Source organism: Halomonas almeriensis (assembly GCF_030409235.1).
Lineage (GTDB): Bacteria > Pseudomonadota > Gammaproteobacteria > Pseudomonadales > Halomonadaceae > Halomonas > Halomonas almeriensis.
Map to the genome: position 1 here is coordinate 244,732 of NZ_JAUFPO010000002.1, position 12,908 is coordinate 257,639.

Annotated in this window: 9 protein-coding genes and 2 tRNA genes; 8 read left to right on the forward strand and 3 right to left on the reverse strand. The window is 64.7% G+C overall.

The features are described from left to right. Positions 1–199: 199 nt before the first annotated feature. Entirely contained in the window at positions 200–1,021 is an 822-nt protein-coding gene (locus tag QWY74_RS01310) for an acyl-CoA thioesterase (RefSeq protein ID WP_290313606.1), read from the reverse strand. Positions 1,022–1,115: 94 nt separating this feature from the next. On the opposite strand from QWY74_RS01310, the gene tadA reads away from it, so the two are divergent. Beyond that, complete coding sequence (gene tadA / locus QWY74_RS01315) at positions 1,116–1,589, forward strand: tRNA adenosine(34) deaminase TadA (RefSeq protein ID WP_264827740.1); 474 nt, start codon at positions 1,116–1,118, stop codon at positions 1,587–1,589. A gap of 41 nt (positions 1,590–1,630) precedes the next feature. Here tadA and mltF read toward each other — a convergent pair whose 3' ends face one another. Next, positions 1,631–3,100 (reverse strand): membrane-bound lytic murein transglycosylase MltF, encoded by a 1,470-nt coding sequence (mltF, locus tag QWY74_RS01320; protein ID WP_290313618.1) that lies wholly within the window; start codon positions 3,098–3,100, stop codon positions 1,631–1,633. A gap of 233 nt (positions 3,101–3,333) precedes the next feature. Between mltF and purL the strand changes: the two genes are divergently transcribed. Continuing rightward, the gene (gene purL / locus QWY74_RS01325) at positions 3,334–7,287 is read left to right on the forward strand and encodes a phosphoribosylformylglycinamidine synthase (protein ID WP_290313607.1); all 3,954 of its coding nucleotides are present in this window, start codon (positions 3,334–3,336) and stop codon (positions 7,285–7,287) included. A gap of 102 nt (positions 7,288–7,389) precedes the next feature. Here the strand turns inward: purL and QWY74_RS01330 are convergent, their stop codons facing one another. Further along, the gene (locus tag QWY74_RS01330; RefSeq protein WP_264827722.1) at positions 7,390–7,590 is read right to left on the reverse strand and encodes a hypothetical protein; all 201 of its coding nucleotides are present in this window, start codon (positions 7,588–7,590) and stop codon (positions 7,390–7,392) included. A 134-nt stretch (positions 7,591–7,724) separates the two neighbouring features. On the opposite strand from QWY74_RS01330, the gene radD reads away from it, so the two are divergent. The 6 genes from radD to QWY74_RS01360 all read left to right on the forward strand — a co-directional run bounded on the left by radD (position 7,725) and on the right by QWY74_RS01360 (position 12,737). Then, positions 7,725–9,503, forward strand: coding sequence for a DNA repair helicase RadD (radD, locus tag QWY74_RS01335; protein ID WP_290313608.1), 1,779 nt, complete (start codon positions 7,725–7,727; stop codon positions 9,501–9,503). A 111-nt stretch (positions 9,504–9,614) separates the two neighbouring features. Continuing rightward, positions 9,615–10,625 carry a segregation and condensation protein A gene (locus QWY74_RS01340; RefSeq protein WP_435389096.1) on the forward strand — a complete coding sequence of 337 codons (1,011 nt, stop codon included), beginning with the start codon at positions 9,615–9,617 and terminating at the stop codon, positions 10,623–10,625. After that, positions 10,622–11,554: an SMC-Scp complex subunit ScpB gene (gene scpB, locus QWY74_RS01345; protein WP_264827724.1), complete on the forward strand. Its 933-nt coding sequence runs from the start codon at positions 10,622–10,624 to the stop codon at positions 11,552–11,554. Before QWY74_RS01340 ends, scpB begins: the two co-directional genes overlap by 4 nt. Then, on the forward strand, positions 11,547–12,410 hold the full coding sequence (gene rluB, locus QWY74_RS01350; RefSeq protein ID WP_264827726.1) for a 23S rRNA pseudouridine(2605) synthase RluB: 864 nt from the start codon (positions 11,547–11,549) through the stop codon (positions 12,408–12,410). The genes scpB and rluB overlap by 8 nt, the downstream gene beginning before the upstream one ends. 143 nt (positions 12,411–12,553) lie before the next feature. Further along, positions 12,554–12,629, forward strand: a tRNA-Lys gene (locus QWY74_RS01355). A gap of 32 nt (positions 12,630–12,661) precedes the next feature. Further along, positions 12,662–12,737 (forward strand) — tRNA-Lys (locus QWY74_RS01360). Positions 12,738–12,908: the final 171 nt, after the last annotated feature.

Here is a 12,908-nt window from a genome sequence, read left to right on the forward strand (position 1 = left end):
GGGCGCGGCACTCCTCGTCCTTGGCTGAAAGTTCGAGACACTGTGGTCTCGAGCTCCAGGCGGACATCCGCTTGCCGGTGAGGACCGGTGGTGGATGTAACCCGCCATTACTCCCAAGGTAGGAGTGCAGCTGTGTGCCGGCGTCTCCATGACGACGCTGGAGTTGCCAGGGGCGACACGGGGCAGCCCCCGGCAGTGTTCAGCCTTCGGTATCAAGCACTCGCGTCAACCCTTCCTGTGCACTGGAGGCAACCAGTCGCCCGTTGCGGTCGAAGATGCTGCCGCGACTGAAGCCGCGTGCGCCGCCGGTCCAGGGGCTGTCCATGTCATACAGCAACCAGTCGTTGACCCTGACGTCATGGTGGAACCACAGCGAGTGATCGAGGCTGGCGATCTGCAGCCCGGGGTCGCCGAACTGGATGCCATGGGGGACCAGTGCCGTGGTCAGCAGGTTGAAGTCCGAGCTGTAGGCCAGCAGGTAGCGGTGCAGGGCCGGGTCGTCGGGCAGCTCGCCGGCCAGGCGGAACCAGAGGCGTTTGCGGGCCGGCTGGCCGGGTTCGGTGCTGTCCTCGACATGGCGGAATTCGATGGGGTGGCCGGGGAAGCGGGTGATGCGGTCTTCGTCGGCCTCCGGCGCTTCCGGCGTGCCCACGTCCGGCATCCGTGGCTGGTGCGCTATGCTGGTTTCCTGGCCATGAAAGGAGGCGCTGCAGAAGAAGATCGGGCGGCCTTTCTGGATGGCGGTGATGCGGCGCGTGGTGAAACTGGCGCCATCGCGAACGGCATCGACCTGATAGACCACCGGCATCCGCGGGTCCCCGGGGCGCAGGAAGTAGCCGTGCAGCGAGTGCACGCGGCGGCTGGCATCGACGGTATGCGTGGCGGCCGAGAGCGCCTGGCCGAGCACCTGGCCGCCGAACAGCTGGGGCAGGCCCAGGTCCTGGCTGTGGCCGCGAAACAGGTTCTCTTCCAAGGGCTCCAGGGCGAGCAGTTCGACCAGGGCGTTTAGCGAGTCGGACATTCGAGGGGTATCCTTGATTCCTGAGGCGTGCGCGGCATGATGCGTGCCACGTGCCGTTATCTCTATGTCGAGCAGTCTACTGGAGTCCAGGGTGATACGCAGCGATGAATACTACATGCACCGTGCCATAGATCAGGCCCGGCGCGCCGAGCAGGCAGGCGAGGTGCCGGTGGGTGCGGTGGTCGTGGATGCGGCCGGTGACATCATCGGCGAGGGCTACAATGCCCCGGTGTCGACTCATGACCCTAGCGCCCATGCCGAGATTCGAGCCCTGCGCCTTGCCGGCGTCCAAAGCGGCAACTATCGGCTCGACGGCTGCACCCTGTTTGTCACTCTCGAGCCCTGCCTGATGTGTACCGGTGCCATCATTCATGCACGCCTGGCCCGGGTCGTCTATGGCGCCGCCGAGCCTCGCAGTGGCATGGCCGAGTCGCGAGCCAACTTGTTTGCCCAGCCGTGGTACAACCATCGCGTCGAGGTGACCGGGGGCGTGCTGGCGGCGCGTATCGCGAAGCACCTGAAGGGCTTTTTCCGTCAGCGGCGATCCGGGTATCCGCCTTCCGCCTGACAATGGCTGGCGCCAGGAGCCGCCGGATGCGGGAACGGTGCTCAGGAGCTCGGGGGGATGACATCAAAGGTTCCGTTTTCCAGGCTGGCTTCGTCCGGCAGTCGGACATTGAGCGGATGAAACTGCTCCTGACTGCGGTCTACGTAGGTCAGCACCTCGTAATAGCGGCGTATGTTGCGCACATAGACGACCGGCTCGCCGCCTCTCGCATAGCCATGGCGAGTCTGCTCGTACCACTGCTTTTCCTGCAATAGGGGCAGTGAGCGGCGCACATGGACCCAGACGTCAGGATTGCCGCCGCGTTGTGCGGTGATATCGCGAGCATCGTAGAGGTGACCGAGTCCCACGTTGTAGGCGGCCAGCGCCATGTAGAGGCGGTCTTCGCCAGTGATTGACTCGGGCAGCCGCTGTTCGAGGCTTCGCAGGTAGCGTGCGCCTCCCTCAATGCTCTGCTCGGGATCGAGGCGATCCTCGACCCCCAGGTCTCTAGCGGTGGGCAGTGTCAGCATCATCAGGCCGCGCACGCCGGTGGGCGAGGTGGCCTCGGGGTCCCAGTGCGACTCCTGGTAGCCCACTGCGGCCAGCAGCTTCCAGTCGAAGCCGGTGGCACGCGCCGCTTCGCGAAACAGTTCGGCATAGTCCGGCAGTCGTTGCTTGGCATGCTTGATGAAGGTGCGGGCGCCAACGTATTCGAGATAGTTGTCGCGGCCGAAGTAGCGGGTCTCGAGACGCTGCAGCAACCCGGACGCCTGCATGTCGGCCAGAAAGCGGTTGGCTTCGCGCACCAGGCCGAGCCCCTGGCCGGCGGGGAAGGCCCAGGCCAGCGAGAGCGGCTTGCCCAGCGTGAAGCCGTCCTCCACCTCCGGGAAGAAGAGCCGGTTGAGGCGGAACTGGTGCTGGTAGACCACGGCGGCATCCAGCTCGCCGCTCGCCACCCGGCTCAGCAGGGAGGCGATCTCCATGTCGTTGGATTCCTTCCAGCTGAGCTCGGGGTGCTCGGCCTGCAGCTCGCGCATCACGGTGTCGGTGCCGGTGCCACTCAGGGTGCCGATCTCCAGCTCCACCAGGTCGGCGATGCCCTCGGGGGGCGTGAGACCGCGGCGGTAGACCACGAGCGGCTGAAGCGGCATGATCGGCCGACTGAAGATCAGGCCGTCGCGACTCGGGTCGAGGGGCAGGGCGGCCGCCCCCATGTCGCCCTGATCGCGCACGGCCTCCAGCACCTGGGTGCTGGTGTGATCATCGTCGAGTGCCAGGCTGACGCCCAGGTGGTCGGCGAAGCGCCGCATCAGCTCGTATTCGAAGCCGGTCGGGCCCTGGCGGCCTTCGTAATAGGTGGTCGGCGTGTTGCGGGTCTGCACGCTGATGAAGTCGCGCTCGAGCACGTCCTGCAGGTGCTCGCCCGGCTGATGACTCGGGGGAACCGGCCACAGGGCCAACATCACAGCGCTGCACGCTGTCAGGTAGCCACGCCAGTGGCGACGGAAATGGGCGAGCCGGGTTGCGGACATAGCGGTGCTGAGCGGTGAAGGGATCTTCACCTTACCCAGCGAACCCGCGCCTGTCATCATTCCCGATTTCTCGCCATCCCTGCTTTCCAGTATCATATGGCTATTCAGTCGCCGCGGGATCCATCCCGATGCGGCTCCCCGAGGGCGTGTGGCGGGGAGATCCGGGTCGAGGTTCGGCGTTGTCGGCGCTTTATGCTTCCTTCACATTTCGCTTGCTTCAGAGGTCCGAGGATATGCTCGAACTGCGCGGTGCGCCCGCCCTATCCGCTTTTCGTCACGCCAAGCTGCTGGAAGCCCTGTCTCGCGTGGCGCCAGGTGTCGAGGCGCTGGAAGCCGACTATGTGCACTTCGTTGACCATGAAGGCGAGCTGGCGGAGTCGGAGCGGCGGCTGCTCGAGGGGTTGCTCGACGATGGTACGTCGCCTGAGGCGAGGTCGAGTGGTCGGGGGCATCTGTTTCTGGTGGTGCCGCGCATCGGCACTCAGTCGCCCTGGTCGTCGAAGGCCACCGATATCGCGCATAACTGCGGGCTCTCGCGGGTCCGTCGACTCGAACGCGGCATTGCCTACCGCGTGCGGTTCAGCGGCGAGTTTGCCGAGGCCGACTTCGAGGCCGTCACGGCTCAGTTGCATGACCGCATGACCGAAACCGTGCTGTTCGATGCGTCGGATGCCGCCAAGCTGTTCGAGCATCATCAGCCGGCGCCGCTGGGCAGGGTGGAGCTGTTGGCGGGTGGTCGTGAGGCGCTGGCAACGGCCAACGTCGAGCTCGGGCTGGCCCTGGCCGAGGACGAAATCGATTACCTCTGCGAGGCGTTCCGCAGCCTGGAGCGCAATCCCACCGATGTCGAGCTGATGATGTTCGCCCAGGCGAACTCCGAGCACTGTCGTCACAAGATCTTCAATGCCGACTGGGTAGTGGACGGCGAGGCCCAGCTGCGCTCGCTATTCAAGATGATCAAGAACACATATGAAAGCTCGCCGGACGATATTCTTTCGGCCTATAGCGACAATGCGGCGGTCATTCGCGGCAGCGAGGCGGGGCGCTTCTTCGCCGCCCCCCTGACCGGCAAGCATGCCGAGCAGGCGGTTTATGCCGCCCATCGGGAGCCGGTCAACATTCTGATGAAGGTCGAGACCCACAACCACCCCACGGCCATTGCGCCGCACCCTGGGGCGGCCACCGGGGCCGGCGGCGAGATTCGCGACGAGGGCGCTACCGGCATCGGCGGCAAGCCCAAGGCCGGCCTCACCGGTTTCACTGTTTCCAATCTGCGTATTCCCGACTTCGTTCAGCCCTGGGAGGCCTTCGATTACGGCAAGCCCGAGCGCATCACCAGCGCGCTGTCGATCATGCTCGAAGGCCCCATCGGGGGTGCCGCCTTCAACAACGAATTCGGCCGCCCGAACCTGACCGGCTACTTCCGCACCTTTGAGCAGGATGCGCTGGGTGCCGATGGCATTGAGCGACGCGGCTATCACAAGCCGATCATGATCGCTGGCGGCTACGGCAACATCCGCGAGGATCACGTCCAGAAGAGCGAGATTCCGGTGGGTGGCAAGCTGATCGTCATGGGCGGGCCGGCCATGCTGATCGGCCTGGGCGGCGGCGCGGCTTCGTCGATGGCCTCGGGGGCGTCCAGTGCCGATCTGGATTTCGCCTCGGTGCAGCGCGGCAACCCGGAGATGGAAAGACGCGCCCAGGAAGTCATCGACCGCTGCTGGGCCCTGGGCGATGATAACCCGATCTGCTTCATTCATGACGTCGGCGCGGGCGGGCTGTCCAATGCCCTGCCGGAGCTGGTCAAGGATGGCGAGCGCGGCGGGCGCTTCGAGCTGCGTGAGGTGCCCAATGCCGAGCCCGGCATGAGCCCGCTGGAAATCTGGTGCAACGAGGCTCAGGAGCGCTATGTGCTGGCCGTGGCGCCGGAGAACCTGGCGGCTTTCGAGTCACTCTGTCAGCGCGAGCGGTGCCCCTATGCCGTGGTTGGCGAGGCGACCGAAGCGCACCACCTCGAGGTGCGTGATGGTCACTTCGAGTCGTCCACGGCGCAGGCGCCGCCGGTGGACCTGCCGATGAGCGTACTCTTCGGCAAGCCTCCGAAGATGCAGCGGGAGTTCTCTCGGCAAAGCCGCCATCTGCCGGGCATCATGCTCGACAACCTGGATCTGCGCGAGGCGCTGGATCGGGTCCTGAGCCTGCCCACCGTGGCCTCCAAGAGCTTTCTGATTACCATCGGCGATCGCTCGATCACCGGCCAGGTGGCCCGCGACCAGATGGTCGGCCCCTGGCAGGTGCCGGTGGCCGATGTGGCGGTGACCACGGCGACCTTCGACACCCATGCCGGTGAAGCCATGGCGATGGGCGAGCGGCCCCCGGTGGCGTTGATCGATCCGGCAGCCAGTGCACGCCTTTCTGTCGCCGAGACCATCACCAACCTGGCCGCCGCCCCGATCGCCCGGCTGGGTGATATCAAGCTGTCGGCCAACTGGATGAGTGCGGCCAGCCATCCGGGGGAAAACCAGGCGCTGTATGACGCCGTGCATGCCGTCGGCATGGAGCTGTGTCCGGCGCTGGGGATTGCCATTCCGGTGGGCAAGGATTCGATGTCGATGCGCACCGCCTGGCAGGCCGAGACCGGCGACGCCGGCGAGCTGGAGGAGAAGAGCGTCACGGCACCGCTGTCGTTGATTACCACCGGCTTTGCACCGGTGACCGATGCCCTGCGCACCCTGACGCCCGAGATCAACATGGCGCGGGATGAGTCCGATCTGATCCTGGTCGATCTGGGCGGCGGTCGCAATCGCCTCGGCGGCTCGGCACTGGCGCAGGTCTATGGCCAAGTCGGTGACGAGTGCCCGGATCTGGACGACCCGGAGGATCTCAAGGCGTTCTTCTCGGTCATTCAGGGCCTCAATGCCGATGGCAAGCTGCTGGCCTATCACGATCGCAGCGACGGTGGTTTGCTGGTCACCCTGTTGGAGATGGCCTTTGCCGCGCATGCCGGCCTGGAAATCAAGCTCGACTGCTTGATCGACGAGCCCGGCGATGCCTTCAATGCGCTCTTCGCCGAAGAGCTCGGGGCGGTGATTCAGGTGTCCCGTGAGCATACCGAAGAGGTGCTGACCCAGTTTGCCGGCGCCGGGCTCGAGACCTGCGGGGTCATCGCCCGTCCGCGCTATGACGATCAGGTACGCGTCACCCTGTTCGAGGAGCCGCTGCTCGAGACCACGCGCATGCTCACCCAGCGCACCTGGAGCGAGCCCAGTTATCGCATGCAGGCGCTGCGCGACAACGCCGACTGTGCCAAGAGCGAGTTCGATGAGCTTCTGGATGCCCGCGACCCGGGTCTCTCGGCTACGCCGACCTTCGATGTCGACGAGGATATCAGCGCGCCCTTCGTCAACACGGCCCGTCCTCCCATGGCGGTGCTGCGCGAGCAGGGGGTGAATGGCCATGTGGAAATGGCCTGGGCCTTCGATAGGGCCGGGTTCGAGGCCGTCGATGTGCACATGAGCGACATTCTCGAAGGACGCGTCGGCCTCGAGGACTTCAAGGGCCTGGTGGCCTGTGGCGGCTTTTCCTATGGCGATGTGCTGGGAGCCGGCGGGGGCTGGGCCCGGTCCGTGCTGTACAACGCCCGGGCGCGGGAGCAGTTTGCCGCCTTCTTCGAGCGTGACGACAGCTTCGCCCTGGGCGTGTGCAACGGCTGTCAGATGCTCTCGCAGCTCAGGGAACTGATTCCGGGCGCCGAGCACTGGCCGCAGTTCGTGCGCAATGAGTCCGAGCAGTTCGAGGCACGTGTTTCCATGGTCCGCGTGGAGAAGAGCCCGTCGATTCTGCTTGCCGGTATGCAGGGCTCGAAGCTGCCGATCGCCGTGGCCCATGGCGAAGGGCGCGCGGCCTTCCGTGACACGGCCCATCTGCGCCAGGTGCAAAGCAGCGATCAGGTGGCGTTGCGCTACCTGGACAATCATGGTCAGTCGACCACGCGCTATCCGGCCAACCCCAATGGCTCACCGGCGGGTATCACCGGCCTGACCAGCTCGGACGGCCGGGTGACCATCATGATGCCGCATCCGGAACGTGTTGCCAGGGCCGTGACCAACTCCTGGCGCCCCGCCGAGTGGACGCAGGACGGCGCCTGGATGCGCATGTTCCGCAATGCGCGTCACTGGCTGGGCTGAATGGCGCCGGGCCTGATTTGACCCCGTAACGCAAGACGCCGGCGCCCGTGGAGACAGGCGCCGGCGTCTTGCCCATGTACTCAAGCATCGCGGTAATGCGTCTTAGGCGTCGTCCTTGTGCTTCAAGTGCGCCTCCAGGTCGTCGAGCATATGACGGAACTGCGCCACGAAATGGTCATAGCGGCCGAAGTCGTACTCGCAGTGGTCGCAATAGACGTGGTACTGACCCTGGCGTCCGGGTGGCAGTTGCTTGTAACGGCTACCGCATTCCGGGCATTCAGGGCCGGTCGGTTGGGTGGTCATGATGGGCTCTCCTTATCGCTCGTACACTTCAGGTATCGTGCCGGCAGGCCTGGAAATCAAGGTTGACGGCATGATATGAAAAATTTTGGCATGGAATCCGGCAGAATGGCGAGCCGGTATCGCTCAGAGGCCCCATGAACGCTGTTGCCCCACCTCACTTGCGACCCTACCAGCAGGCGGCCGTGACGCGCGTTGTCGAGCACTTTCGTGCCACGCATGATCCCGGGGTGGTGGTGCTGCCGACCGGCAGCGGCAAGTCGCTGGTCATCGCCGAACTGGCCAGGCTGGCCCGCGGCCGCGTGCTGGTGCTGGCGCATGTGCGCGAACTGGTGGAGCAGAACCATGCCAAGTACGAAGCCTATGGCCTCGAGGCGGATATCTTCAGTGCCGGCCTGGGGCGCAAGGAAACCGGGCGTCAGGTGGTGTTCGGCTCGGTGCAGTCGGTCGTGCGTAACCTCGAGGCCTTCGATGACTCGGCAACGGCTTTTTCGCTGCTGGTGATCGACGAGTGTCATCGTGTCTCGCTGGACGAAAACTCGAGCTATCGGCGCGTCATCGATGCCCTGCAGCGCTGTAATCCGAGCCTCAAGATACTCGGCCTGACGGCCACCCCTTACCGGCTGGGCCAGGGGTTCGTCTATCACCGCCACCACCACGGCATGGTCCGGGGCGACGAGGATTGCTTCTTTCGCGATTGTGTCTTCGAGCAACCCTTGCGGCTGATGGTCAAGCAGGGCTACCTGGCCGAGCCGCGCCGCGTGGATGCCGCCGTGGCCCGTTATGACTTTTCGCGCCTGGCCCCGGGAGCGGGCGGTCGCTACCCGGAAGCCGAGCTGGATCGGGTGGTGGCCGGCCACCGCGCGACGCCGGCCATCGTTGCCGAAGTGGTGTCGATGGCCGCCCAGCGTCGCGGTGTCATGCTGTTTGCGGCCACCGTGGCGCATGCCGAAGAAATCCATGCCTTGTTGCCGTCGGGGGAAGCGGCGCTGATTAACGGGGCCACGCCATCCGAGGAGCGCCAAGCGCATATCGCGGCCTTCAAGGCGCAGCATCTCAAGTACCTGGTCAATGTCTCGGTACTCACCACCGGCTTCGATGCGCCGCATGTCGACTTGATTGCCATTCTGCGCCCCACGGAGTCCGTGGGGCTCTATCAGCAGATGGTCGGCCGGGGCCTGCGCCTTGCCGAGGGCAAGCAGGACTGCCTGATACTCGACTACGCCGGCAATCCCTGGGATCTGTATGCGCCCGAGGTGGGTGGCCCGCCACCGGCATCGGACACCGAGCCGGTGCAGGTGCTCTGTCCGGTCTGTGAGCATGCCAACCTGTTCTGGGGACGGCGTGACGGCGAACTGGTCATCGAACATTTCGGGCGTCGCTGCCAGGGGCTGGTCGAAGACGACAACGGTCGCCGGCAGCAATGTGACTTTCGCTATCGCTTCAAGGAGTGCAAGGAGTGTGCTGCCGAGAATGACATCGCCGCGCGGCGCTGCCATGGCTGCCGGGCGATTCTGGTGGATGCCGACGACAAGCTGCGTGAGGCTCTCGGGTTGCGCGATGCCAGGGTGCTGCGCGTGAGTGGTATGCAGCTGGAGGCCACACACAATGGACGCGGCCTGCCACGCTTGAAGGTGACCTACCACGACGAGGACGGTGAGACACTCAGCGAATGGTTCGCCCTGGAGACCGCAGCCCAGCGCGGCGCCTTCGCGGCGGTCTTCCTGCGCCGTCACCTGCGCGCCCCGGGCAGCGACTGGTGGCCGGGCAGCCCGGCCGAGGTGGTGGCGGAGCGTCGTCGCCTCAAGGCACCGGACTTCGTCATCGGCCGCAAGGTCGGACGTTATTGGCAGGTGCGCGAGAAGCTCTTCGACTACGCGGGTCGCTACCGAACGGCCGATTCGGCCGAGGCGTGAGCCAGCCCTGCCTGGCTTACCTTCAAGGGGCAGGTCTTGCTAGACTCTCTCCTTTGTCGAGAGGGCATGCCAGCAGGCTCTCTCGCCACCCCTGAGGAGGCCAGGCCACGCGTGAGCGATACGCCAACGACTGCCGATGGTGAAACCGTCACCGATCATTCTGACTCGACACCTGCCCCAGCACTGGCTCCCGAAGCCGGTGCGGCGCAGGCGGCGTCGCTGGGTCGGTTGTTCGACGAGCCCATCACCCAGTTGCCGGAGGATCTTTATATCCCGCCGGAAGCGCTGCGAGTTTTCCTTGAGGCCTTCGAAGGGCCGCTGGACCTGTTGCTGTACCTGATTCGTCGCCAGAATCTGGATATTCTGGCCATCGATGTGGCGGCCATTACCCACCAGTACATCGAATATGTGCAGTTGATGAAGGCCATGGAAATCGAGCTGGCGGGTGAGTATCTGCTGATGGCGGCGATGCTGGCCGAGATCAAGTCGCGCACCCTGTTGCCGAGTCCGCCCAAGGAAAGCGGCGAGGACGAGGAAGAGGACCCCCGCGCCGAGCTGATCCGTCGGCTTCAGGAATACGAGCGGCTCAAGAATGCCGCCGAGTCTCTCGGCGAGATACCGCGCCAGGGGCGGGACTGGTTCCCGGCTCAAGCGGCTCTGCCGCCCCTCGAGTCGCGGGTCATCCATCCTCAGGTGGAACTTGATGAGTTGCTGGGCGCTCTGGCCGGCATCTTGCGCCGGGCCGAGCTCAACCAGTCACACCAGGTCAGCCGTGAAGTGCTCTCGACGCGTGAGCGCATGCAGGTGATTCTGGGGCGCCTGAGTCATGAACATCACACCCCTTTCGAATCGCTGTTCAGCCTCGAGGAGGGGCGGCCCGGGGTCGTCGTGACCTTCATGGCGATTCTTGAACTGGCCAAGGAGACACTGATCGAGATTGTTCAGAATGCGCCCCTGTCGCCGATTCATGTGCGTGCCAGGGCGCAGACCGGAGCGGTCGACGACGAGGAAGACTTCTACGCTGAAGGCGAGGCGGGAGAAAGTCCCTTCGCCGTCGAGGAGGAAGGGCAGGATGGCCCGGCGGATGACGTGCCCCATGAAGAGGAGCAAGGCTCGGCATGAGTGCCATGGAATCTTCCGAGACCCCGCTGGACGAGATCCTCGAGGCAGCCCTGCTGGCGGCAGGCTCGCCCCTGACGCTGGAACGTCTGGAGGCCTTGTTCGATGATCAGGAACGCCCCTCGAGACGGGCCCTGCGCGAGTCGCTGGCGCGTCTCGAGTCGCGCCATGAACAGGGCGCCATGGAACTGCTGGAAACCGCGTCCGGGTTCCAGTTGCGTATTCGGCCGCGTCTGTCGTCCTGGGTGTCGCGTCTCTGGGATGAGCGTCCGCAGCGTTATTCCAGGGCCCTGCTCGAGACACTGGCCATGGTCGCTTATCGCCAGCCCGTAACGCGGGCGGATATCGAGGATGTGCGCGGCGTCTCAGTGAGTGGCTCGATCATGCGCACCCTGGTCGAGCGAGGCTGGGTGCGGGTTGTCGGCCACCGCGATGTGCCCGGTCGTCCCGCGGTCTACGCAACGACCCGCGCTTTCCTCGATGATTTCGGGTTGAAGACGCTGGATGAGTTGCCGCCGATGCATGAACTGAAGCATTTCGAGCCGGACCCGGGCCCGGAGCCGGAGGAGGAAGCGCCTCCACCCTCCCAGGAGGCGCTGCTGGCGCAGGCGGATGAGCCACTCGATGCCCCCGATACCGATGCGCAGATGCATGGTGGTGTCTCGGGGCAGGCGGAGAAGGCGGCACAGGACAATGAAGAAGGTGCCGGAGAGCCGGCGGAGGCGAGCACGCCATCCCTCCCGGATACCCAGGAACAGACATCGGCCGGGACGGCCGATGATGCATTCATACACGCCGGGACGGCGTCCGAACGGAGGGAACCGAGCTTTGCCGACCTGGAAGCTCGGCTCTCCGAGCGTGCCCGCGGTCGCGTCGATGATGACGCTGCTGCGGGGACGGAACCCATGAAAGGTGAGACAGACAATGAGTAACACCAGCGAAAAACTGCAGAAGGTGCTGGCCCGAGCCGGTCTGGGGTCGCGCCGCGAGATGGAAACGGCGATTGCCGACGGTCGCGTCAAGGTCAACGGCCAGGTGGCGACCCTGGGCGACCGCATGGAAGCGGGAGATCGTGTCGCGCTGGATGATCGACCGGTCACGCTGCGTTCCGCGGAAGAGGTACCGCGCCGCGTCATCATGTACAACAAGCCGGAGGGGGAGCTTTGCACGCGCAAGGATCCCGAAGGACGGCGCACGGTCTTCGATCGCCTGCCCCGGCTCAAGGGTGAACGCTGGATCGCCATCGGCCGCCTGGATATCAACACCAGTGGTCTGCTGTTGTTCACCACCGATGGTGAGCTGGCCAACCGCCTGATGCATCCCTCGACGCAGATCGAGCGTGAGTATGCCGTGCGTATCATGGGGGAGGTCGCCATGGAGCAGATCAAGGCGATGACCGAGGGTGTCATGCTGGATGATGGTCCGGCGCGTTTCACCGATGTTCAGGAGTTTGGCGGCGAGGGTATCAATACCTGGTTTCATGTGGTGATCATGGAAGGCCGCAACCGTGAGGTGCGGCGGCTCTGGGAGTCGCAGAACCTGACCGTCAGCCGGCTCAAGCGGGTGCGCTACGGCAACATCTTTCTCGATAAGCGTGCCAAGGCGGGTGAGTGGATCGAACTCGGGCAGGATGAGATCGATGATCTGGCCGGTCAGGCAGGGCTGGAATCGCGTCGCGTGCCGGAGTTGACACCCGACGAGAAGAATCGCTGGAGCCGCGACAAGAACAAGCGGCGTCCGGTGCAGGGCGTGCGCAAGCCCAGGCCTCCGAAACCGCGCGGTCGCTGAGATTGAGGTGCGGTGATGGGGCAGGGGGCCTGGCTTCATGTCCCGACGCCGCATGTCAGGATGCCACGCGGCGGCAGGTTGCGAAAAAAACGCTTGCCTTGCAGCAGGGTTATCCGTATTATTTGCACCCGTTCGGCAGGGCAGGGTCGTTAGCTCAGTTGGTAGAGCAGTTGGCTTTTAACCAATTGGTCGTAGGTTCGAATCCTACACGACCCACCATCCGAACCTGTGTTGGCCTTCGGGGCCATTCCGGGTCGTTAGCTCAGTTGGTAGAGCAGTTGGCTTTTAACCAATTGGTCGTAGGTTCGAATCCTACACGACCCACCAGATTCGACGCCCCCGTCTCTTCGGAGACGGGGGCGTTTTCGTCGGTGGCTGCCAAGCAATCGACGAATGCCCGAGGGGCGATCAGCCGCCTACTTGCAACCCGTCCTCGGGAGCGTCATCATCAAGGAGAGTCATGCAATCGGTGCTCGCGAACTGCGAAGCGATTGTCCA

Bases quoted from the DNA above. Each gene is read 5' to 3' on its own strand.
- QWY74_RS01310 (WP_290313606.1), bottom strand. From the start codon at position 1,021: ATGTCCGACTCGCTAAACGCCCTGGTCGAACTGCTCGCCCTGGAGCCC.
- rluB (WP_264827726.1), top strand. From the start codon at position 11,547: ATGAGTAACACCAGCGAAAAACTGCAGAAGGTGCTGGCCCGAGCCGGT.
- purL (WP_290313607.1), top strand. From the start codon at position 3,334: ATGCTCGAACTGCGCGGTGCGCCCGCCCTATCCGCTTTTCGTCACGCC.
- mltF (WP_290313618.1), bottom strand. From the start codon at position 3,100: ATGTCCGCAACCCGGCTCGCCCATTTCCGTCGCCACTGGCGTGGCTAC.
- radD (WP_290313608.1), top strand. From the start codon at position 7,725: ATGAACGCTGTTGCCCCACCTCACTTGCGACCCTACCAGCAGGCGGCC.
- QWY74_RS01330 (WP_264827722.1), bottom strand. From the start codon at position 7,590: ATGACCACCCAACCGACCGGCCCTGAATGCCCGGAATGCGGTAGCCGT.
- scpB (WP_264827724.1), top strand. From the start codon at position 10,622: ATGAGTGCCATGGAATCTTCCGAGACCCCGCTGGACGAGATCCTCGAG.